Here is a 22,761-nt window from a genome sequence, read left to right as displayed (position 1 = left end):
CCGGATGACAGGGAAACCGTCATGTCCGGTTCGGCGGGAGGCCGCGCGGAAAAGGACCTGCCAGTCAGGCACCTCGCCGCGCGGCCGACCCAACCTCGTGGCTCACCGCCCACCGGCGCCTCGCCCGGGACTACGAGACCAGCCCGGCCCACTCCGAGACCATGGTCCGCTGGGCCGTGATCGGCATCATGGTTCGCCGACTCACCCGAGGCCAACCTGCCACCCGCTCCGGTCCTTGGTGCCCCGCGCCCACATCACCGCGCCATTACTGACTTCGGCTCGCCAGGGTGGGGGGCCGGTTGCGGTCGAGGACCTCCAGGCGGTCGAGGTCGGCTGCGGTGAGGTCGGCCGGGCTGCGCCTGACGTGTGCCCGGCCCCACACCACGGTGGCACATCCGCAGACATAAGCTGAGGTGAATGCCTCTTGCCATCGCATTTATGCTGGAAGCATGGTGTCTGATGCCGTATCAGCCCGGCGGGGTGCCGGGTGGTCGGCCGAGGCGCGCTTCCCGCGCCCGATGGCCGGCGGTGGCCGTGCACGCTGACCGCGCCTTGGTGCGCCGCGCCGGGTCGACGGACCTGATGGTCCGGGGTGATGGCGGCTCGCGTCTGCAGGCCGCCTGGATCTACCTGTACACCGCGCTGGACTTCCTGCTGGGTGCGGCGCTGGTAGGTGCATTTATCGGGCTCGCCCTGAGCACCATGGGGGGCAACACCTGGGTGCTCTTTCTGGTGGGCGGGTGGATCGGTGGGCTGGTGGAGCTCGTCCACCTGGTGGTGCACAGGAAGGGCGTCTTCCGCAACGTCCGGCGGGTCGAGTTCGCCCCCGCCGGAATTCCGCAGGTGCTGCGACTGGTGCGGGCGGGCCGGCCGGGGGAGTGGCTACCGGTGTCCCGGCTGAAGTGCGTGCGGATCGACCAGTTGATCATGGAGCCGTACGAGGGCGATCTGCGGCCGCCCTCCTCCAGCTTCGTCGTCTCCCTCGTCATGGACTACGGCAGGGAGGAAACCTGCGGCTCGGTCGACGGCGAACCCCAGGCGCTGATCGTAGAGCTGGGGGCACTCCTCAGAGCAGCCGGAGTATCGATGGAGCTGGAAACCACGCACCGGACCAGGGCGAAGCCGTCGAACCAGTACCACATCGGCGGCAACCCCAGCTGCTGACCGACGCCCTCGAACGGGCGCCCTCTGTCCACTCCTGGTGCCACGCACATGACCGCCCGTCGGCCACAGGAACAGGCCAATCACCCCGAAGCGCCGAAGTCAGTAACGGCTTGCTGACCTGTAAAGGCTGGCGAGTACCCACTCGTTCGTCGGAGGCTCGGGCCGAGTAAAGACCATGGAGACGTCGGCTTCCGTTCGGATGGCGAACTGGTGGTCGAAGGTCAGGGTATCGTCGCGGCGCCATGCGCAGCCGAGTTGCTCGAGTCGGTTGATGACTGTCTCACGGCTCGGGGCCTGGATCACTGCCCGGTCGGCCACGCCGATGCGAGAGGGTGCTGCGAACCGGCCCTCGACGTCCACCGCGTCGAATCCGAGCAGGCACACCGTCAGGTCAGGATCAACCCACATCTCCAGGCTGCCATCCTTGAAACCGACTGCTCCGCCGGGGCTCGGCGCTGCTAGCGCGGTCAGATCGGTCCCACCACCCAGAAGGAGATCCGCCTCCTCACCGGACATACCGAGTCTGAACGCGCCGATCTCGCCGGTGGCCGCGAAAGAGATCATCGAATCTAGCACGGTGTTCATGGAGAGGAGGCTACCGGCGCAGTCCGCCAGCCCCTCCGTCAGATCTCAAACACGGTCTCAGTGAGTGGGAACACTGTCCGGCGTGTCGCGATCCTGACCGGAGGAGTATTCGACGAATTTGGATCTGGCGACGAGTGCCGATTGGAACGCGGATCCGATAATCGACTGCAGGCGGCTCAATTCGCGGGGGCCCAGGACGGATTTCCGCATCAGGGCTCCCGCAACCGCGAGCCTCACAAGTAGCCGTTGCCACTGCTCCTCGAATTGATCCCGCCATTGCTGTGACGCGCCAGTGAGATTCCAGTGCGTCAAACCGCCCGTCATTATCGCGGCCAAATGGCACATCATTTCTTCCCGATCTTCGAACATGTCGGGCATGAGTTCGTGAACCGTAAGCTTGTCCTGCTCCAACGACGGCAACGCCTTCTCGTCGCTGCGAGTCGTAAAGAGATCCTGCTTGAAGGCGTCAATCTCCATCAGGGCAATTGCTGCGGCAGTGTCGGCCCCCGTGGTCGCACCGGAGGAGTCTGCCAATTCGACATTTCGAACAGTCTCTCGCGGCACGCCTCCGGACATGACACACGAGGTGCGGGCGACTTCCGGGTCGACCTGGCTGTCTCTGCGCCTGATCATCTCAACCGCCGCGGTTGACGAAAAAACTGCCAATGGGATGACCTGATTGAAGGAGCTGCTGAATTCGTTCCGGACCTTGATGGATCCGAGATCCAGAGACCTCGCAGCTTCTTCTGAGAGCGATACCATGAAGCACACGCCCGGGATCTCGAATATTCCCTTGATATACCGCAGCAGCTCGGCAACGTCGCTTGCATCGCTCATCTTGTCCAGTTCGTCGATGCAAATGACGAGGTCGCCGACGGCCTCGCCGACCGCATAGGCAAAATTGCGGAAGTTATGGACGAGGCCACTCAGCGTGGACGGACGCTCGACGAGCTCCCTGGCCGATGCGCGCTTAAACCTGGCGGCCACGCCCCAGAGTCCTGCGTCGGCGCCTGCCTCGGAGGACTCCTTCAGGCTCGTCACGTACCTCACCTGAATCCGCATCTCTTCAGATTGCGCGCGGACGCGCCCCAGGGCACCTCTGGATTCTCTTCGAAGCTGGGTGGCGCGTACGAAGAGCCATACGGCCACACCGGCTGGAAGCAGGGCTACGAAGATTCCATTGCTGCGGATGTCCAGCCATTCTATATTGGAGAAGAAGGTGCCATTGATGTTGAGTGCGACGAGCGCCAGGTACAGAAGAAACGCGCCGGCCGCTGCCAGCCTGGTGATTCTTTGGCGCACGAGACGCGTCGGTCGCCCAGTATGCCGGTCGTACCAGTTGTCGAAGGACAATGCGAGATTTTCCGTGATGGATGCCATAAATGCAACGGGATCGTAGTCGCTCTGGCTCGGAAAATGAATCCCGAGTCCGCCCCGGTCTTCCGCCCAGGCCGACGCCCGGAACATCATCCATGTCTTTCCCGAGCCGCGGGGGCCCGAGAGTCCGTAGCTGCCACCTCCGCCTTTTTCGAGGATCCCAGTCAGGCGCCGCCAGGCCGCATGTTCAATGAAATACCGTTTACCAAAGGCAGTGAGAACACTTCTCTCGGCGTCCCGCATTTCAATTTGTGCGTCAATATCGGCCGAAATGCTGGGCTGTCCTGCCGCTCCCGACGGATTTCGAACCGGCATATCGCCTCCCTGCGAGATCTGAACGCGTGCAGGAACAGGTACTTGGCGGCGCCGCGAGCCCGGCGGGGCGGCCTACGGGCAGCGAAGGTCGATTGAAGACAAGCGCGGAGGGTCGGGGGGACTATTTCGCGCTCGCAGCTCCGCTTCCACAGACTGGCCCACCATGTCCATGTTGCGTCCGCACCGCGAGGCACTGCAACAGCTGTCCGGTCCTTGTCCTGGCGACGAGGGGCAGCCCGCCGCGGTCGGACAGGACGCGCGGCTCGGACCCGGGCTTTCCCCGGTCGACGGGGCTGGACCGGTATGGAGACCGCGCTTCTCGCGCGGTCGCGCACCGAGTCGATGATCACTCGCGACACATCGAGCACCTCGGCCGCGACCAAGTGCTCCAGTACCGCGCCGCGGCCCCACAGCCCGTCCCTGCGTTCTCGCAAAGGAGCGTGTCACGGCCGGTGGATGCGCCGGGCCGGATCGGTTCTCTGGTGGTGCTTGTCGCGCAACCCACGGTGCACTTCGGATCGCTCGCCCAGATCACTCCGCCCATGCCGTGACGAATCGGGGGGACCGATACGACATTGACGGGACAGGTCTTGGAGCTGGTTATGCGCAGGGGTGTCCTGGGAGCCACAGGCGGTATGCCTTCACGGGCAAGTGCTCGCACGGGCAACGCCTTCTGTTCGTCGCACGGTCTGCTCCGGGAAGACCGGGTGGGCGTTGCTGGCGTACGGGAGCCGGCGAATAGGGTGGGGGCGGATGGTGTCGGCGCCCGAGTATGGAGATCTGCATGAGTTCGACCGCTGTTCCTGACGGCATTCTTCCGGTCGGGGTCATCGGCCTCGGTGACATCGCGCAGAAGGCGTATCTGCCGGTGCTCACCGCGCTGCCCGGGCTCGACCTGCGGTTGATGACCCGGGACGTGGCCAAGCTGGACCGCATCGGCGACGCTCACCGGATCGCGCCGGAGGACCGGTTCACCGATCTCGGTGCGCTGGTCGGGAGTGGGATCCGGGCGGCGTTCGTGCATGCCGCGACGAGTCAGCACGTGCCGATCGTGGAGCAGTTGCTGACGGCGGGCATCGATGTGTACGTGGACAAGCCGTTGGACTACACCGTGGACGGTGCCCGCCGCCTGGTCGATCTGGCCGACCGGACGGGCCGTTCGCTGATGGTGGGCTTCAACCGGCGTTTCGCGCCCGGCTACGTGCAGGCGAAGGAGCGTCCGCGTGACCTGATCGTGCTGCAGAAGAACCGTGAGGGTCTGCCGGAGGCTGCGCGGTCGATGGTCTTCGACGACTTCATCCACGTGGTGGATGTGCTCCGGTTCCTGGTGCCGGGGGAGGTCGAGCACGTCGATGTCCGCTCGCGGGTGCGCGACGGCCTGGTCGAGCACGTCGTGCTGACCCTCGCCGGCGAGGGGTTCACGGCGCTGGGCATCATGAACCGGCTGTCCGGTTCGACGGAGGAGGTGCTGGAGGTGTCCGGCGGCGATTCCAAGCGTGAGGTCCACAACCTCTCCGAGGTGGTCGACCACCGGGGCCAGCCGACCGTCCGGCGCCGGGGAGACTGGGTGCCGGTGGCCCGGCAGCGCGGCATCGAGCAGGCCGTCGTCACGTTCCTGGATGCCGTGCGCACCGGCAAGACGCTCGACGCGCACGATGCGCTGCGCACCCACGAGCTGTGTGAGCTGATCGTGGAGCGCATCGAGGCTGTCTGACGGTCCGGCGCATCGGACGTCGTGGTCGGTCGAGCACCGGGGTCGGCCGACCGTCCCGTGCCGGTGGGCGACTGGGTGCCCGTCGCCCGCCGGCGTGGTGCCGTGCAGCGCGTGCTCACGTTCCTGGACGCCGTGCGCACCGGCAGGACCCTCGACACGCACGACGCGCTGCGCGGCCGCGAGCCGTGCGGGCCGGTCGCGGAGGGGGCCGGGGGTTTCTGGGAGCCCGCTGGGAGCGGGCTGTGAGCAGCCTGGTCTGACCGTGAGTCAAGTCACCTGGGGGGAACCGACAGTTCACCGACGGGGTCTTGTCGGGGCTTTTTCTACGCGCGTATCTTGAGGGGCGCCGCGGGGGGCGGGTGTCCGTCCCCTGCTTCCTCTACGCGAGTAGCGTGCGTTCGAAGCGCGCCTCCGCCCGGACCGCCGTGCCACGACCGTGCCGCACGACGGAGCTAGGAGTCCTGCCCCGGTGACCACCGCCCCCGCCTCCCGCCCGCACAGAACCCTGCTGCGCGCCGCCCTGATCCCGGCCTCGCTGGCCGCCTCGCTGGTGCTCGTCCCGCTCCCGGTGGCCAACGCCGCCGGCGCGGCCACCCCCGCCCCGACCGAGGCCGGCCCGCTGCGGATCCACGACGTCCAGGGCGCCACCCGGATATCCCCGCAGGCCGGCAAGCCCGTCACCGGCGTGCCCGGCATCGTCACCGGCGTGCGTGCGTACGGCAGTTCCAAGGGCTTCTGGATCCAGGACCCGAACCCGGACGCGGACCCGGCCACCAGCGAGGGCATCTTCGTCTTCACCGGCGGCAACCCGACCGTCAAGGTCGGCGACTCCGTGCTGGTCAGCGGCAAGGTCACCGAGTACTACCCGAGCTACTCCGGCGGCTCGCAGTCCGTCACCGAGATCTCCGCCCCGGCTGTCACGGTCGTCTCCTCCGGCAACCCGCTGCCCGCCCCGGTCGTCGTCGACACCCGCAACATCCCCGGCACCTACAGCCCGGCGGCCGGCGCGGACGGCTCCATCGACGGCGTGACGCTGAACCCGGAGAAGTACGCCCTGGACTTCTACGAGTCCCTGGAGGGCATGCTCGTCCAGGTCAAGGACGTCCGGGTGATCCAGGCGACCGACAAGTACAACGAGCTGTGGGTCGCCGCGGACCGCCAGGACCAGCGCAGCAAGCGCGGCGGCGTCCTGTACGAGTCCTACCGCGAGCCCAACGTCGGCCGTCTGATGATCCAGCAGCAGGCCGCGGTCTCCCAGCAGCCCTTCCCGGTGGCCAACGTCGGCGACGAGCTGACCGGCACCACCACCGGCCCGCTGGACTACAACAACTTCGGCGGCTACACGCTCGTCGCCGGCACCGTGGGCACCCTGAAGGACAACCACCTCCAGCGCGAGGTCACCGCCCAGCCGACCGACCGCGAACTCACCCTCGCCACCTACAACGTGGAGAACCTGGCGCCGAACAACCCGGACGCCAAGTTCGCCGAGCTCGCCCAGGGCGTCGTCACCAACCTGCGCTCGCCCGACGTTGTCGCCCTGGAGGAGATCCAGGACAACAACGGTTCCAAGAGCGACGGCACCGTGGACGCGAGCCGGACCGTGGCCAAGTTCGTCGCCGCGATCAAGGCGGCCGGCGGCCCGGCCTACGACTGGCGATCGATCGACCCGCAGGACGGCAAGGACGGCGGCGAGCCCGGCGGCAACATCCGCCAGGTCTTCCTGTTCAACCCGCAACGGGTCTCCTTCACCGACATCGCGGGCGGCGACTCCACCACCGCCGTCGGCGTCACCGGCACCGGCGCCGCCACCGCGCTGACCGCCTCGCCCGGCCGGATCGCGCCGAACGACGACGCCTGGACCAACAGCCGCAAGCCGCTGGTCGGCCAGTTCGTCTTCCGCGGCCAGAAGGTCTTCGTGATCGCCAACCACTTCAACAGCAAGGGCGGCGACCAGGGCATCGACAGCCGCTTCCAGCAGCCGACCCGCAGCTCCGAGGTGCAGCGGGTCAAGCAGGCCACCGTCGAGCAGGCCTTCGTCGCGCAGCTGCTGGCCGCCGACAAGGAAGCCAGGGTCGTCTCCCTCGGCGACTTCAACGACTACCAGTTCTCGCCCGCGCTGGCCGCGCTCACCAAGGGCGGCGTGCTGCGCGACCTGGTGAACGAGCTGCCCGAGACCGAGCAGTACTCCTACGTCTACCAGGGCAACTCGCAGGTGCTGGACCACATCCTGGTCAGCCCCGAGGTCGGCTACGCCAAGTACGACGTGGTGCACATCAACTCCGAGTTCGCCCAGCAGGCGAGCGACCACGACCCGCAGGTGGTCCGCATCAAGCCGTGACGCCGGTCCGCCCCTGGCGCTGACCGCGGGCCCTGACCCGGGGCCTTGACCTGGGGCCTTGACCGCGGGCCTCGGCCCAGGCCCGCGGTCAAGGCCCGGGCTCCGGCTATCCTGCCTCCGCCACCGGTGATCACCGGTGGCGGAGGCAGCGTCCTGTGACGCGCAGTGTGACGGGGGAGAGCGTGACGTACCGGATCGAGCGGATCGGCCGTGACGACTGGCAGCGGCTGCGGACGGTGCGCCTTGCCCAACTCCTCGACACGCCCATGGCGTTCGGCGAGATCCACGCCGAGGCCAGCCGCCTCGGCGAAGGCACGTGGCGGGCCCGGACGGACTGGGTCAACGAGCCCGGCAGGGTCGGCCTGGTCGCGGTGGACGCCGACGGGGAGTGGGTCGCCACCATGCTGTCCGTCCCGAGCAAGGACCACGCCGACGCCGTCGAGCTGATCGGCGTCTGGGTGGACCCGGAGCACCGCGGCCGCGAACGCGGCGTCGCGGACGCCATGCTGGACGCGGTCCTCGCCTGGGCCCGCGGTGAGGGCGCCGCGCGGATGCTGCTCGGGGTCCACGAGGCGAACCCCCGCGCAGCCGCCTTCTACCTGCGGCGCGGGTTCGCGTACACCGGGGGCGAGACGCCGTACGTGCTGGACACCTCGGCGCGGATCCTGGAGATGGCCCTCCCACTGGGGTGACGCCCCTGGCGGAAGAACCCACCGCGGACGGGCCCACCGCGGAGAGGTCCCCGACGGGAGGGCCCCTGCGGGACCGCCCCCGACGGCCGAGCTCAGCCGCCGACGTACTCCGCCAGGGCCTCGCCCGTCGGCGTGGAGCGGGCCGCGACCAGGTCGGCCGGGGTGCCCTCGAAGACCACCCGCCCGCCGTCGTGGCCGGCGCCCGGGCCCAGGTCGATGATCCAGTCGGCGTGCGCCATGACCGCCGGGTGGTGCTCGATCACGATGACGGACTTGCCGGACTCGACCAGCCGGTCCAGCAGCCCGAGCAACTGCTCGACGTCGGCCAGGTGCAGGCCGGTGGTCGGCTCGTCGAGGACGTAGACGCCGCCCTTGTCCGCCATGTGGGTGGCCAGCTTGAGCCGCTGCCGCTCGCCGCCGGAGAGCGTGGTGAGTGGCTGACCGAGGCTGATGTAGCCGAGGCCGACGTCCGCCAGCCGCTCCAGGATCCGGTGGGCGGCGGGCAGCCGGGCCTCGCCCTCGCCGAAGAACTCCTGGGCCTCGGTCACCGGCATCGCCAGCACCTCGGCGATGTCCCGGCCGCCGAGGCGGTACTCCAGCACGGCGGGCTGGTAGCGCTTGCCCTCGCAGTCCTCGCAGGTGGTGGCCACTCCGGCCATCATCGCCAGGTCGGTGTAGACCACCCCGGCGCCGTTGCAGGTCGGGCAGGCGCCCTCGGAGTTGGCGCTGAACAGGGCCGGCTTGACGCCGTTGGCCTTGGCGAAGGCCTTGCGGACCGGTTCCAGCAGTCCGGTGTAGGTGGCCGGGTTGCTGCGGCGCGAGCCGCGGATCGCGCCCTGGTCGACCGAGACCACGCCCTCGTGGACGGGGATCGAGCCGTGGATCAGCGAGCTCTTTCCGGAGCCGGCGACCCCGGTCACCACGGTGAGTACCCCGAGCGGGACGTCCACGTCCACGTCCCGCAGGTTGTGGGTGTCCGCGCCCCGGATCTCCAGCTGCCCGGTGGGCTTGCGCACGCTCTCCCGCAGCGGCGCCCGGTCCGCCAGGTGCCGGCCGGTGACCGTGCCGCTGTCCCGCAGCCCGTCCACGCCACCCTCGTAGCAGACCGAGCCGCCCGCCGCACCGGCGCCGGGGCCGAGGTCGACCACGTGGTCCGCGATCGCGATGGTCTGCGGCTTGTGCTCGACCACCAGCACGGTGTTGCCCTTGTCGCGCAGGCGCAGCAGCAGCTTGTTCATCCGGTCGATGTCGTGCGGGTGCAGGCCGGTGGTGGGCTCGTCGAAGACGTACGTGGTGTCGGTGAGCGAGGAGCCGAGGTGACGGATCATCTTGACCCGTTGTGCCTCGCCGCCGGAGAGCGTGCCGGACGGGCGGTCCAGCGAGAGGTAGCCGAGGCCGATCTCCACGAAGGAGTCGAGGGTCTCCCGCAGGGTGGTGAGCAGCGGCGTCACCGAGGGCTCGTCGAGTCCGCGGACCCACGCGGTGAGGTCGCTGATCTGCATCGCGCAGGCGTCGGCGATGCTGGTCCCGGCGATCCTGGAGGAGCGGGCGGCCTCGCTGAGCCGGGTGCCGCCGCAGTCGGGGCAGGCGGTGAAGGTGACGGCACGCTCGACGAAGGCGCGGATGTGCGGCTGCAGCGCGTCCTTGTCCTTGGAGAGCATCGACTTCTGGATCTTGGGGATCAGGCCCTCGTAGGTGAGGTTGACGCCGTTGACCTTGACCTTGGTCGGCTCCCGGTACAGGAAGTCCTGCAGTTCCTTCCTGGTGTACTTGCGGATCGGCTTGTCCGGGTCGAGGAAGCCCGAGTTGGCGTAGATGCCGACCGTCCACCAGCTGTCGGTCTTCCAGCCGGGGATGGTGATCGCGCCCTCGGCGATCGACTTGCCGTCGTCGTACAGCTGGGTGAGGTCGATGTCGGAGACACTGCCCCGGCCCTCGCAGCGCGGGCACATGCCGCCGGTGATGCTGAAGCTGCGCCGCTCCTTGACGGTCTTGCCGGCGCGCTCGACGGTCACCGCGCCCGCCCCGCTGATCGAGGGGACGTTGAAGGAGAAGGCCTTCGGCGAACCGATGTGCGGCGTGCCGAGGCGGCTGAACAGGATGCGCAGCATCGCGTTGGCGTCGGTGGCGGTGCCGACGGTGGAGCGCGGGTCGGCGCCCATCCGCTGCTGGTCCACGATGATCGCGGTGGTCAGGCCCTCCAGGACGTCCACCTCGGGGCGGGCCAGCGTGGGCATGAAGCCCTGGACGAAGGCGCTGTAGGTCTCGTTGATCAGCCGCTGGGACTCGGCGGCGATGGTGTCGAAGACCAGTGAACTCTTGCCCGAACCGGACACGCCGGTGAACACCGTCAGCCGGCGCTTGGGGATGTCGACGCTGACGTCCTTGAGGTTGTTCTCGCGCGCGCCGTGGACGCGGATCAGGTCGTGGGTGTCGGCGGCGTGCGGCGCGGGGTGCGCGTCCGTCCTCTTGGGCATGGTCGTCGTCTCTCCCTGTCGATCGGGCGGGCCCGACCCCGTGGTCACGGTCGGCGGTGAACCCCCTCGATCCAACCAGAATCGAGGGGGTCCGGTCCGGTCCGGCCGGTGCCGTGGGGTCGGGCCCGTCGGGTGCGGGTGCCGGGGGGTTTCCGTGTTCGGCCACCGGGGCGGCCTACGGCTGCCCGGCCGGCCTGGCGGCTGGTTCAGCGCACCTCGTTGAAGCGGATCAGGTTGCCCGCCGGGTCGCGGAACGCGCAGTCACGCGCACCCCACTGCTGCTCGGCCGGCTCCTGCACCAGCTCGGCGCCGCCGGACTTCAGCCGGTCGAAGACGCCGTCCAGGTCCGCGGTTCCGAGGACGAGCCGGGCGTAGGTGCCCTTCGCCATCATCTCGGTGATGGTCCGCCGCTCCTCCTCGGTGATGCCCGGGTCGATCGCCGGCGGCTCCAGCACGAGCGAGACGCCCGGCTGGTCGGCGGGGCCGACGGTGATCCAGCGCATCGCGCCGCCGCCGACGTCCTTGCGGACCTCGAAGCCGAGCAGGTCGCGGTAGAAAGCGAGGGAGGCCTCGGGGTCGGTGTGCGGGAGGAAGGTCCAGTGAATGGTGATGTCGCTCATGACCGCAACGCTAGGCGGGGGCCCGGGCCGGGGGCTTCTCGAAAACTGATCGGTCCGCCCCGCGCGGTCCGCCTCGTCCGCTCCCCGTCCGTCCGGTCCCCGCCCTGCCCGGTCCCCGCCCTGCCCGGTCCCCGACGCATCGGGCTCCGGGAACCTCCTCCTAGCAGTCGGGGATGGTGGTGCCGTTGTTGTCCTTGGCGGTGTCGTTGCCCCAGCGGGAGAGGTTGTAGGCGGAGACCCATTGGCCGGCCGGGCCGATGTCGGGGTCGGTCTTCAGCCACGGCAACCGGCAACTCGGGACGGCCCGTTGACGGTCGCCGTGGGGGTGGGTGCGGCGTACGGGACGGCCCCGGTGTCCGCACCAGGTCGGACCTGGGGAACACCGGGGCCGCGCACGCCTGTTGCTGTTGCCGGGTCAGCAGTACATGTCCGAACCGTTGGTCTGGGCCCCGCCCCCCGAGAAGTTCCACTTCGGGGTGAACCCGATCGAGCAGCCGTTGAACTGGACCTGGCCCATGTAGTTGCGGTCGCCGCTGGGGTAGGAGTAGATCGAGAGCATGCCCGAGTCCCACCAGGCGGTCCCGTCGAAGACGACCGTCGGACTGGACGGGCCGGAGGCGTGGGAGCCGCCGCCGCTGAGGTAGCTGTAGTTGTAGACGTCGATCTGACCCTGCTTGCGGGTCCAGTTCGTGTTGGTGATGTGGGCCTCGGTGTAGGCCTGGGCGGTGCACGAGTTCCACGCGAGGTAGAACCCGCCCACCGTGTGGCCCCCGCTCCAGATGGAGTGGCCCGGGCCGAGCTGGGACAGCCCGCACGCGTGCGCGGCGGTCGCGGGGCCCGCCAAGGCGAAGGTCAGGCCGCCCGTGGCGACGGCGAGCGCGGTGGCGCCGGCGCGGATCCGGGTGCGGAGCTTCATGGATGTCCCCCCGTGGGTGTCGAAGGATTCTCGCCGGAACAGTGCCACAGGGGTGGGGCCCGGTCCAGATATCACGTTCTCCGGTATGTCAAAATTCCGGCAAACCCCGCGGGCATTCGGCCGTCGAGGCGGGTTTGTCGTCCGAATTCCCCATTCTGTCGGATCGGGTCGGCGTTGCCGGATTACTGCGGATTTCGCGGACGCAGGCCGTTGAATCCGCAACGGGCGAATGTTGCGGAATCAATCTGTCCGGAATTGAGATCCGGAGCCGCAGCGGCCTGCTCCGGTCGGCTCCGCAGGTCCGGGGAGGGTGCCACGGCAGGCCGCAGTGATCCTTCGTCCGCCCAAGTGGTCGTACGGAATCCGGACAGTGCTCGGCGGACATCAGGGGTCGGGTGAAAGGGGCGTCGAACGTCCGGTGGGGCCGATGTCTGCGCGACTGGTCCGCGCCTTTCGGGATCATCGGCGATCGGCCACCGTGAGAATCGATCGATCGATCGGCCGGGTCGGATGCGGGTATTCCGGCACCGCTGAACGGGTCGAATCCTCGTGGTTGCCGTCGCGTCGGGTGCGCGACCGGGGTCGGCTTTTCGGGCGTCGTGGCCTGGAGGGGCGTCGTGGCCTGGAGGGGCGTCGTGACCTGCCGGGGCGTCGTGACCCGTCGGCGACCGGGCGGGCCGAGGCCTCGCGCCGGCCGTCGCCGGCTCGGGCTGCGCCTCGGCGTGCCCGGTGCGGGCGGTGGAGGCGTACGTGGCGTGCCCGATGGGGGTGGTGACGGAAAACAAGCAGGCATGATTGCTTTTTTCTATCGGCGGTGCCACGCTGCTGCCCGACGGCGCTCGTGTGGGAGCGTCGCCAACTCACCGGCAGGGGAGGCGCTTTGGTGCGCGAGCGCGCGGTACTGCGGATCGGGAACGCCTCGGGGTTCTACGGGGACCGGTTCGCCGCGGTGCGGGAGATGCTGACCGGCGGGCCGCTGGACGTGCTCACCGGGGACTACCTGGCCGAACTGACCATGCTCATCCTGGCGCGGGACCGGATCAAGGACCCGTCGCGCGGGTACGCCCGGACCTTCCTGCGGCAGATGGAGGAGTGCCTCGGTCTGGCGCGTGAGCGCGGGGTGGCGATCGTGGTGAACGCGGGCGGTCTCAACCCGGCGCGGCTGGCGGAGGAACTGCGCGGGTTGGCGCGGCGGTTGGGTGTCGAGGCGGCGGTGGCGCACGTCGAGGGGGACGATCTGCTGCCCCGTCGGGTGGAACTCGGCCTGCCGGATGGGCTGTTGGCGGCCAACGCCTATCTCGGCGGGTTCGGCATCGCGGCCTGTCTGCGGGCGGGCGCCGACGTGGTGGTCACCGGGCGGGTGACGGACGCGGCGTTGGTCGTCGGGCCGGGGATCGCGCACTTCGGTTGGGATCCGACGGAGTCGGACGCGCTGGCCGGGGCGGTGGTCGCCGGGCACGTGCTGGAGTGCGGGGCGCAGGCGACCGGCGGCAACTACGCGTTCTTCCGCGAGCACGACGTGACCCGTCCCGGCTTCCCGATCGCCGAACTGCACGCCGACGGTTCCAGCGTGATCACCAAACATCCGGGCACCGGCGGCGCCGTCACCATCGGCACCGTCACCGCCCAACTCCTGTACGAGACAGGCGGATCGCACTACCTGGGTCCGGACGTGACGGCCCGGCTGGACACCGTCCGGCTCGCCGAGGAGGGACCGGACCGGGTCCGGATCGACGGAGTCAGGGGAGAGGCGCCGCCGGCCACGCTGAAGGTCGGACTCAATGCGCTCGGCGGCCACCACAACGAGGTGGTGTTCGTCCTCACCGGCCTGGACATCGAGGCCAAGGCCGCGCTGGTGCAACGGCAGTTCGCCGAGGCCCTGCCGCCCGAGGCGCGGCCGGCCGAGCTGCGCTGGACGCTCGCCCGGACGGACCATCAGGATGCCCCGACGGAGGAGGCCGCCTCCGCCCTCCTGCGGCTGACCGCCCGCGATCCGGACCCGGCCAAGGTCGGGCGTGAACTGGGCAAGGCAGCCGTCGAGTTGGGATTGGCCGGGTATCCCGGGTTCCATCTGACGGCCCCGCCCGGGCCGGGTGCGCCGTACGGGGTCTTCACCGCCTCGTACGTCGACGCCAAGGTGGTGGAGCACACCGCCGTGCTGCCGGACGGCCGCCGGATCGCCGTTCCGCCCGCGCCGCTCACCGGCAGGTCTGCCGATGTCGAGCAGCAGACGCCGGAGCCGCTGCCGCCCGGCCCGACCCGGCGGGTGCCGCTGGGTCTGGTGGCCGGCGCCCGCAGCGGTGACAAGGGCGGCGACGCCAACCTGGGCGTCTGGGCGCGCACCGAGGACGGCTGGCGTTGGCTGGCGCACACCCTCACCGTGGACCGGATCAGGGAACTCCTACCGGAGACCGCCGAGTTGGCCGTCACCCGGCACCTCTTCCCGAACCTGCGCGCGGTCAACTTCGTGCTCACCGGCCTGCTCGGGGAGGGCGTCGCCGCCCGGCACCGCTTCGACCCGCAGGCCAAGGCCCTCGGCGAGTGGCTGCGTTCGCGCCGGCTGGACGTCCCGACGGCGTTGCTCGACCGTCCGGAGCCTGCGCCGCTCGACCGTCCGGAGGCCGCGCCGCCGGACGCCCCGAACCCGCTCCCCGACAGCCCGGAGAGGCCGCTGTGACCGTCCTTCCCACCCGCGTCGACCCGGCCGGGCCCGAGTACGCCGAGCACCGCGCGGCGATGCTCGCCAAGCTGGCCGACCTGGACGCCGAGCACGCCAAGGCGCTGGCCGGCGGCGGCCCCAGGTACCTGGAGCGCCACCGGGGCCGCGGCAAACTGCCGGCCCGCGAGCGGATCGAGCTGCTGATCGACCAGGACTCGCCGTTCCTGGAGCTGTCGCCGCTGGCCGCCTGGGGCAGCGACTACCCGGTCGGCGCGGCGCTGGTCACCGGCATCGGGGTGATCGAGGGCGTGGAGTGCGTGATCACCGCCAACGACCCGACGGTGCGCGGCGGTGCCAGCAATCCGTGGACGCTGCGCAAGGCGCTGCGGGCCAACGAGATCGCGCTGCACAACCGTCTGCCGCTGGTGAACCTGGTCGAGTCCGGCGGCGCGGACCTGCCCAGCCAGAAGGAGATCTTCATCCCCGGCGGTGCCCTGTTCCGCGACCTCACCCGGCTGTCCGCCGCCGGGATCCCGACCGTGGCCGTGGTGTTCGGCAACTCGACGGCCGGTGGCGCCTACGTCCCCGGCATGTCGGACCACACCGTGCTGGTGAAGGAGCGCGCCAAGGTGTTCCTCGGCGGTCCGCCGCTGGTGAAGATGGCGACCGGGGAGGAGGCCGACGACGAGTCGCTGGGCGGCGCCGAGATGCACGCCCGCACCTCCGGCCTGGCCGACCACGTAGCGGTGGACGAGGCGGACGCGCTGCGGCTGGCCCGCCGGATCGTCGCCCGGCTCGACCACCGCAAGCCGGGGCCGGGCCCCGATCCGCTCGCCGAGCCGCCGCGGTTCGACGAGGAGGAGCTGCTGGGCATCGTCCCCGGTGACCTCAAGGTGCCCTTCGACCCGCGCGAGGTGATCGCCCGGCTGGTCGACGGCTCCGACTTCGACGAGTTCAAGCCGCTCTACGGCGCGAGCCTGGCCACCGGCTGGGCCCGTCTGCACGGCTACCCGGTCGGCATCCTGGCCAACGCCCAGGGCGTGCTGTTCAGCGCCGAGTCCCAGAAGGCCGCCCAGTTCATCCAGTTGGCGAACCAGCGGAACACCCCGCTGCTGTTCCTGCACAACACGACCGGCTACATGGTCGGCAAGGACTACGAACAGGGCGGCATCATCAAGCACGGCGCGATGATGATCAACGCCGTCGCCAACTCCACCGTCCCGCACCTGTCCGTCCTGATGGGCGCCTCCTACGGCGCCGGCCACTACGGCATGTGCGGCCGGGCCTACGAGCCGCGCTTCCTGTTCTCGTGGCCGAGCGCCAAGTCCGCGGTGATGGGCCCGCAGCAGCTCGCCGGGGTGCTCTCGATCGTCGCCCGGCAGTCGGCGGCGGCGAAGGGCACGCCGTACGACGAGGACGCGGACGCGGCGATCCGGGCGATGGTCGAGCAGCAGATCGAGGCCGAGTCACTGCCCGTGTTCCTGTCCGGCCGCCTCTACGACGACGGTGTGATCGATCCGCGCGACACCCGCACGGTGCTCGGCCTGTGCCTGTCCGCGATCCACAACGCGCCGGTCGAGGGCACGCGCGGCTACGGCGTCTTCCGAATGTGAGCGAGCCCCTGTGACGGAGCCACGAATGACTTCCACGACATCGATCGGCAACCTGCTGGTCGCCAACCGGGGCGAGATCGCCCGCCGGGTCTTCCGCACCTGCCGGGAGCTCGGCATCGCGACCACCGCCGTCCACTCCGACCCGGACGCCGACGCCCCGCACGTGCGCGAGGCCGACGCGGCCGTCCGGCTGCCCGGCGCCACGCCCGCCGACACCTACCTGCGGGCCGATCTGATCGTCCGCGCCGCGCTGGCGGCCGGGGCCGACGCCGTCCACCCGGGCTACGGATTCCTCTCCGAGGACGCCGGGTTCGCGCAGGCCGTCCTGGACGCGGGCCTGGTCTGGGTCGGGCCGCCACCGGCCGCGATCGCCGCGATGGGCTCCAAGACGGCCGCCAAGCGGCTGATGGCCGCCGCCGGGGTGCCCGTCCTCGACGCGCTCGCCGAACCGACCGAGGCCGACCTGCCGGTCCTGGTGAAGGCCGCGGCGGGCGGTGGCGGCCGCGGCATGCGGGTGGTGCGCAGCCTCGCGGACCTGCCCGGCGAGCTGGCGGCCGCCCGCGCGGAGGCCGCCAAGGCCTTCGGCTCGGACGAGGTGTTCTGCGAGCGCTACCTGCCGGCCGGGCGGCACGTCGAGGTCCAGTTGCTGGCCGACGCGCACGGCACGGTCCACGCGGTCGGCGACCGTGACTGCTCGCTGCAGCGGCGGCACCAGAAGGTGATCGAGGAGGCGCCCGCCCCCGGCCTGCCGGAGGAGGTCCGGGCCGCGTTGCACGCGGCCGCGGTGAACGCCGCCCGGGCGATCGGCTACGTCGGCGCCGGCACCGCGGAGTTCCTGCTCGCCGAGGACGGCCGGTTCTGGTTCCTGGAGATGAACACCCGGCTGCAGGTCGAGCACCCGGTCACCGAGGCGGTCACCGGGCTGGACCTGGTGGCCCTTCAGCTCGCCGTCGCAGAAGGGGAGGAGCTGCCCCGGGAGGCCCCCGTCAGCCGTGGCCACGCGATCGAGGCGCGGCTCTACGCCGAGGACCCCGTCAAGGACTGGCAGCCCGCCACCGGCACCCTGCACCGGCTCGAACTCACCGTGCCGTACCAGGAGTTCACCGGAACCGGCGGGCGGACCGACTCCGGGGTCCGGCTGGACTCCGGGGTCGAGTCCGGCAGCGAGGTCACCCCGCACTACGACGCGATGCTCGCCAAGGTGATCGCCTGGGCGCCGACCCGTGCGGCGGCCGCCCGCCGGCTTGCCGACACGCTGGCCCGGGCCCGGATCCACGGGCCCGCCACCAACCGGGAGTCGCTGGTCCGCGCGCTGCGCCACCCGGCGTTCCTGGGCGGACGGCTGCACACCGGGTTCCTGGCCGAGTACGTTGCCGACCTGACCGCCCCGGACGGCAAGGGCGCCGAGCGCGCCGCGCTGGCGGCGGCCCTCGCCGATGCCGCGGCCCGGCGCACCGCGTTCCCCTCCGGCTGGCGCAACCTGCCCGCGCAGCCGCAGCTCAAGCGCTACCGGGCGGACGACGGCGCCGAGTTCGAGGTCCGCTACCGCTTCACCCGGGCCGGTCTGCAGGCCGAGGACCACCCGGACGTCGAGCTGGTCGAGGCCACCGCGGACCGGGTGGTGCTGCGTGAGGGCGAGCTGCGGCGCACCTACCTGGTCGCCCGCCACGGTGACCGGGTGCACGTCGACACCCCGGCCGGCGGCGCCGCGCTCACCGCCCTGCCGCGCTTCCCGGACCCCACCGTCCGCACCGACCCCGGCGCCCTGCTCGCCCCGATGCCCGGCACCGTCGTGCGCACCACCGCCGCCGTCGGGGACACCGTCACGGCCGGGCAGCCGCTGCTGGTGCTGGAGGCGATGAAGATGGAGCACCGGGTGACCGCTCCCGCCGACGGCGTCCTCGTGGAACTGCGCGCCACCCCGGGCCGACAGGTCGAGCTCGGCGCCCTGCTGGCCGTCGTCCAGGCCGTCGCCGCGTCCCCCGAAACGTCCCCCGGAACGTCCCCCGGAACGTCCCCCGGAACGTCCCCCCGCACGTCCCCCCGAGAGGCCTGAGGAAGGACCCACCGCATGTCCGCCATCGGCAGTCAACTCCTGGAAACCCCCGAACGCCGGGCCCTGCGCCAGGCCGTCGGCGACCTCGGCCGCCGCTACGGCTCCGCCTACTACCTCGCCAAGGCCCGGGCCGGCGAACCCGCCGACGAGCTGTGGGCGGAGGCCGGCAAGGCCGGCTACCTCGGCGTCAACCTGCCCGCCGAGTACGGCGGCGGAGGCGGCGGCATCACCGACCTCGCCATCGTCCTGGAGGAACTCGGCACCGCCGGCTGCCCGTTGCTGCTGCTGATCGTCTCCCCGGCGATCTGCGGCACCGTGATAGCCCGCTACGGCACCGAGGAGCAGAAGCGGCAGTGGCTGCCGGGCCTGGCCGACGGCAGCCGCAGGATGGCCTTCGGCATCACCGAGCCGGACGCCGGTTCCAACTCGCACCGGATCTCCACCGTCGCCCGCCGGGACGGTGAGGACTGGCTGCTCACCGGCCGCAAGGTGTTCGTCTCCGGCATCGACCACTGCGACGCCGTCCTGTTCGTGGCCCGCACGGAGGACGCACGCACCGGCAAGCTCAAGCCCTGTCTGTTCGTCGTCCCGCGTGACACCCCCGGCTTCGAGTACCGGGCGATCCCGATGGAACTCGTCGCGCCGGAGAAGCAGTTCCAGGTCTTCCTGGACGACGTCCGGCTGCCCGCCGACGCCCTGGTCGGCGACGAGAACGCGGGCCTGCTGCAGCTCTTCGCCGGGCTCAACCCCGAGCGGATCCTCACCGCCGCGTTCTCGCTCGGCCTGGCCCGGCAGGCCCTCGGCAAGGCCGTCGAGTACGCGAAGACCCGTACCGTCTGGTCCACCCCGATCGGCGCGCACCAGGGCCTGGCCCACCCGCTGGCCCAGTGCGCGGTGGAGATCGAGCTGGCCCGGCTGATGACCCAGAAGGCAGGGCTGCTCTACGACGCGGGCGAGGACCTCGCCGCCGGGGAGGCCGCCAACATGGCCAAGTACGCCGCCGGTGAGGCTGCCGCGCGGACCGTCGACCAGGCGGTGCAGACCCTGGGCGGCAACGGCCTCACCCAGGAGTACGGGCTGGGCGCGCTGCTGGCGGCCACCCGGGTCGGCCGGGTCGCCCCGGTCAGCCGCGAGATGGTGCTCAACTACGTTGCCCAGCACACGCTCGGCCTGCCGAAGTCGTACTGAGCCGCGCCGAGCCGCAGGGGCTGCCGCGGTGACAGCGGTCACCGCGGTCAGCGCGACGAGGAGAGGTGGGCGAACACCACGGTGTCGGACTCGTACCCGGTCCTGCGGTCGAACGTCCCGCCGCAGGTGATCAGTCGCAGCTCCGCGCGGTCGGCACCCGGGCGGTGCCGGCCGGCGGCTGCCGCGTGATCGTCCGGGCGACCCGCTGGACGGTGTCGGCGCCGAACGCGTCCGGGGGGGGAGGGGAACGCGCGGCCCCCGGGTTCGTCGCGGGTATCGGCCACTGGAGTGGTGTAGGCGTGGATCTCGACGGTGCCGTTGTCGCCCGGTCCGCCCGGTCCGCCCGGTCGGCCGGGGCCGTGCCGAGGGTGGGCGCCAGGCCCGCGCCGTTGGCCGGGGGGTGGAGAGCGGTTTCGCGGTCGGGCGTTCCGGGGTCGGGGCCGCACCCCGGGGGGCGGGCGGCCGTGGTGCAACACCGTCCGGTCGGGCGCCCCCGGTGACAACCGTGCCACGCGAGCGCCGCCCCCGGTTCCCCACAATGGCCGAGCCCGCCCCCTGACTGTCCGTATGCTCCTGAAGGCGCCCTCGCGGGGTTTTGTTGCCGCGTCAACTTCCTTACTGGAGGCTTACCTTGGTGTTCCGCAGTGAGTTCCCGGACGTCCCCGTGGTCGACCTGCCGATCCATGACGCGGTCCTCGGCGCCGCGGCCCGGTACGGCGACCGGCCGGCCCTGATCGACGGCCTCACCGGGGAACGCGTCAGCTACGCGCAGCTCGCCGCCGCCGTCGAACGGGTCGCCGCCGCACTGGTCGCGTCAGGCGTGCGCCGGGGCGACGTCGTCGCCCTGTTCAGCCCCAACTCGACCGCCTACCCGATGGCCTTCTACGGCGCCACCCGGGCCGGCGCCACCGTGACCACCGTGTCCTCGCTGGCCACGCCCGCCGAACTGGCCGGCCAGCTGCGCGACAGCCGCGCCCGCCTGCTGGTCACCGTCTCCCCGTTCCTGCCCACCGCCCGGACGGCCGCCGACCTGCTGGCCGAGCAGGGCCACCCGCTGACCGAGATCGTCGTCCTGGACGGCGCCGACGGCCACCGCTCGCTCGCCGACCTGCTGGCCGCGCCCGGCCCCGCCCCCGAGACCGCCATCGACCCGGGCGAGGACGTCGCCGTCCTGCCGTACTCCAGCGGCACCACCGGCCTGCCCAAGGGCGTCATGCTCACCCACCGCTCGATCGCCACCAACCTCGCCCAGTGCGACGCCCTCTACCGCCCCGCCGAGGGCGAGCGGGTCCTCGCCGTCCTGCCGTTCTTCCACATCTACGGCCTCGCGGCACTGCTCAACCAGCCGCTGCGCTGCGGCGCCACCGTGGTCGTGCTGCCCCGCTTCGACCTGGAGCAGTTCTGCCGCGCCGTCGAGGAGCACCGGGTGCAGGCCCTGGTGGTGGCGCCGCCGATCGCCCTCGCCCTCGCCAAGCACCCGGCGGTGGACCGGTTCGACCTCTCCTCCGTCGAGTACCTGCTGTGCGCCGCCGCCCCGCTGGACCACGAGCTCGCCGACGCCTGCGCCCGGCGCCTGGGCCTGCCGCACCTCCTCCAGGGCTACGGCATGACCGAACTCTCCCCGGTCACCCACGTCGTCTCCCCCCGGGAGGGGGAGCCCTCGCGCGGCTCGGTCGGCCGGATGGTCCCCTCCACCGAACTGCGGGTCGCCGCCCTGGACGGCTCCGACGGGGACCTCGGCGCGGGGCAGCGCGGTGAGCTGCTGATCCGCGGCCCCCAGGTGATGAAGGGCTACCTCGGCCGCCCCTCCGAGACCGCCGCGGTGATCGACGCCGAGGGCTGGCTGCACACCGGTGACGTCGGCCACGTGGACGAGCGCGGCTACCTGCACATCGTCGACCGGGTCAAGGAACTCATCAAGTACAAGGGCTACCAGGTCGCCCCCGCCGAGCTGGAGGCCGTACTGCTCGGCCACCCGCAGATCGCCGACGCCGCCGTGATCGGCGTCCGGGACGCCGAGGGCACCGAGTGCCCCAAGGCCTTCGTGGTCCGCGTCCCCGGCAGCGGACTGACTGCCGAGGAGGTCACCGGGTACGTCGCCGGGCAGGTCGCCCCGTACAAGAAGGTCAGGGCGGTCGAGTTCGTGGACGCCGTCCCCAAGTCCGCGGCCGGCAAGATCCTCCGCCGCGAACTGCGGGCCCGCGAGGCCGGGCGCGCCGCCGTCGACTGAGCGGGCGGCCGCCGGGCGGGCGCACCGCCGTCGTCCGGACCCCGAACGGCGCCGACCGGACCCCGAACGGCGCCGACCGGACCCTGAACGGCGCCGACTGGCGCCCGTCTGTGAGGATCGACCCGCCGCGCCACCACCGGAACAGGAGCCGCCCACCGCCATGACCAGCCAAGCCGCCGCCCGCACCCCCCGGCAGGACCGCAGCCGCGCGACCAGGGCCCGGCTGCTCGCGGCGGCCGTGGACTGCCTGGCCGAACTCGGCTGGAACGGCTCCACCGTCACCGTCGTCGCCGAGCGCGCCGGCGTCTCCCGGGGCGCCGCCCAGCACCACTTCCCGACCCGCGAGGACCTGTTCACCGCAGCCGTCGAGCACGTCACCGCCGAGCGGCTGGCGGCCGTGCGCGCCCACGCGGACGAGCTGCCCGCCGGCGGCCCCGACCGCACCCGCGCCGTGGTCGACATGATCGTGCGCCTCTACACCGGCCCGCTGTTCCGCGCCGCCCTGCACCTCTGGACCGCCGCCGCGACCGAGGACGCGCTGCGCGAACGGATCATCGCCCTGGAGGGGCACGTCGGCCGGGAGGCCCACCGCGCCGCCGTGGAGTTCCTGGACGCCGACGAGGGCAACCCCGGTGTGCGCGAATCGGTGCAGGCCACACTGGACCTGGCCCGCGGGCTGGGCCTGGCCAACCTGCTCACCGACGACAGCCTCCGACGATCCGGAGTGATCCGGCAGTGGGCGGGCGTTCTTGAGAGTACGCTGCGCCCGGTACGCCCATGACGCCCGTACATCCGGAGCGGCCGGACAACCCCTGAC

At 71.2% G+C, this 22,761-nt stretch carries 15 protein-coding genes and 3 pseudogenes; 12 read left to right on the top strand and 6 right to left on the bottom strand.

Going from position 1 to position 22,761, the window contains the following annotated elements; translation table 11 throughout:
• Positions 1–98 precede the first annotated feature (98 nt).
• Together AB0D10_RS11920 and AB0D10_RS11915 are read left to right on the top strand one after the other, a co-directional pair.
• Positions 99–272 (top strand): annotated as a pseudogene (locus tag AB0D10_RS11920) (IS5/IS1182 family transposase); the annotation flags it as partial.
• Between the two features lie 145 nt (positions 273–417).
• Positions 418–1,164 (top strand): hypothetical protein, encoded by a 747-nt coding sequence (locus AB0D10_RS11915; protein ID WP_360254542.1) that lies wholly within the window; start codon positions 418–420, stop codon positions 1,162–1,164.
• A 99-nt stretch (positions 1,165–1,263) separates the two neighbouring features.
• Here the strand turns inward: AB0D10_RS11915 and AB0D10_RS11910 are convergent, their stop codons facing one another.
• Positions 1,264–1,749, bottom strand: a complete 486-nt coding sequence (locus AB0D10_RS11910; protein WP_360254540.1) for a hypothetical protein — start codon at positions 1,747–1,749, stop codon at positions 1,264–1,266.
• Between the two features lie 57 nt (positions 1,750–1,806).
• Complete coding sequence (locus AB0D10_RS11905; RefSeq protein WP_360254538.1) at positions 1,807–3,441, bottom strand: hypothetical protein; 1,635 nt, start codon at positions 3,439–3,441, stop codon at positions 1,807–1,809.
• 784 nt (positions 3,442–4,225) lie between these two features.
• Here AB0D10_RS11905 and AB0D10_RS11900 point away from each other — a divergent pair.
• The 4 genes and pseudogenes from AB0D10_RS11900 to AB0D10_RS11885 all read left to right on the top strand — a co-directional run bounded on the left by AB0D10_RS11900 (position 4,226) and on the right by AB0D10_RS11885 (position 8,185).
• Positions 4,226–5,155, top strand: coding sequence for a Gfo/Idh/MocA family oxidoreductase (locus AB0D10_RS11900; protein ID WP_360254536.1), 930 nt, complete (start codon positions 4,226–4,228; stop codon positions 5,153–5,155).
• Positions 5,156–5,186: 31 nt separating this feature from the next.
• A pseudogene (locus tag AB0D10_RS11895) lies at positions 5,187–5,401 on the top strand (hypothetical protein); the annotation flags it as partial.
• Positions 5,402–5,624: 223 nt separating this feature from the next.
• Positions 5,625–7,493, top strand: coding sequence for an endonuclease/exonuclease/phosphatase family protein (locus AB0D10_RS11890; protein WP_360254534.1), 1,869 nt, complete (start codon positions 5,625–5,627; stop codon positions 7,491–7,493).
• 155 nt (positions 7,494–7,648) lie between these two features.
• Positions 7,649–8,185 carry a GNAT family N-acetyltransferase gene (locus AB0D10_RS11885; RefSeq protein ID WP_360254532.1) on the top strand — a complete coding sequence of 179 codons (537 nt, stop codon included), beginning with the start codon at positions 7,649–7,651 and terminating at the stop codon, positions 8,183–8,185.
• Between the two features lie 92 nt (positions 8,186–8,277).
• Here AB0D10_RS11885 and AB0D10_RS11880 read toward each other — a convergent pair whose 3' ends face one another.
• From AB0D10_RS11880 to AB0D10_RS11865, 4 genes and pseudogenes are all read right to left on the bottom strand, one after another.
• Complete coding sequence (locus AB0D10_RS11880; RefSeq protein WP_360254530.1) at positions 8,278–10,662, bottom strand: excinuclease ABC subunit UvrA; 2,385 nt, start codon at positions 10,660–10,662, stop codon at positions 8,278–8,280.
• A 206-nt stretch (positions 10,663–10,868) separates the two neighbouring features.
• Positions 10,869–11,282 carry a VOC family protein gene (locus AB0D10_RS11875; protein ID WP_360254528.1) on the bottom strand — a complete coding sequence of 138 codons (414 nt, stop codon included), beginning with the start codon at positions 11,280–11,282 and terminating at the stop codon, positions 10,869–10,871.
• Positions 11,283–11,442: 160 nt separating this feature from the next.
• Positions 11,443–11,562: pseudogene (locus AB0D10_RS11870) on the bottom strand (M23 family peptidase); the annotation flags it as partial.
• Between the two features lie 135 nt (positions 11,563–11,697).
• Positions 11,698–12,198 carry a hypothetical protein gene (locus AB0D10_RS11865; RefSeq protein ID WP_360254526.1) on the bottom strand — a complete coding sequence of 167 codons (501 nt, stop codon included), beginning with the start codon at positions 12,196–12,198 and terminating at the stop codon, positions 11,698–11,700.
• 883 nt (positions 12,199–13,081) lie between these two features.
• On the opposite strand from AB0D10_RS11865, the gene AB0D10_RS11860 reads away from it, so the two are divergent.
• The 6 genes from AB0D10_RS11860 to AB0D10_RS11835 all read left to right on the top strand — a co-directional run bounded on the left by AB0D10_RS11860 (position 13,082) and on the right by AB0D10_RS11835 (position 22,725).
• The gene (locus AB0D10_RS11860; protein WP_360254524.1) at positions 13,082–14,875 is read left to right on the top strand and encodes an acyclic terpene utilization AtuA family protein; all 1,794 of its coding nucleotides are present in this window, start codon (positions 13,082–13,084) and stop codon (positions 14,873–14,875) included.
• Positions 14,872–16,470, top strand: a complete 1,599-nt coding sequence (locus tag AB0D10_RS11855) for a carboxyl transferase domain-containing protein (protein WP_360254522.1) — start codon at positions 14,872–14,874, stop codon at positions 16,468–16,470. Before AB0D10_RS11860 ends, AB0D10_RS11855 begins: the two co-directional genes overlap by 4 nt.
• Before the next feature lie 25 nt (positions 16,471–16,495).
• On the top strand, positions 16,496–18,526 hold the full coding sequence (locus tag AB0D10_RS11850; RefSeq protein ID WP_360254520.1) for a biotin carboxylase N-terminal domain-containing protein: 2,031 nt from the start codon (positions 16,496–16,498) through the stop codon (positions 18,524–18,526).
• 15 nt (positions 18,527–18,541) lie between these two features.
• Positions 18,542–19,714 carry an acyl-CoA dehydrogenase gene (locus tag AB0D10_RS11845; protein WP_360254518.1) on the top strand — a complete coding sequence of 391 codons (1,173 nt, stop codon included), beginning with the start codon at positions 18,542–18,544 and terminating at the stop codon, positions 19,712–19,714.
• 631 nt (positions 19,715–20,345) lie between these two features.
• Positions 20,346–21,944: a 4-coumarate--CoA ligase family protein gene (locus tag AB0D10_RS11840; RefSeq protein ID WP_360254516.1), complete on the top strand. Its 1,599-nt coding sequence runs from the start codon at positions 20,346–20,348 to the stop codon at positions 21,942–21,944.
• Positions 21,945–22,104: 160 nt separating this feature from the next.
• Entirely contained in the window at positions 22,105–22,725 is a 621-nt protein-coding gene (locus tag AB0D10_RS11835) for a TetR/AcrR family transcriptional regulator (RefSeq protein WP_360254514.1), read from the top strand.
• Positions 22,726–22,761: the final 36 nt, after the last annotated feature.

Origin of the sequence: Kitasatospora sp. NPDC048545 (assembly GCF_040651155.1) — a bacterium.
In the GTDB taxonomy this organism is placed as follows: domain Bacteria; phylum Actinomycetota; class Actinomycetes; order Streptomycetales; family Streptomycetaceae; genus Kitasatospora.
Note: the sequence above shows the minus strand (reverse complement) of the source record. Positions and strands in the feature narration are given on the sequence as shown.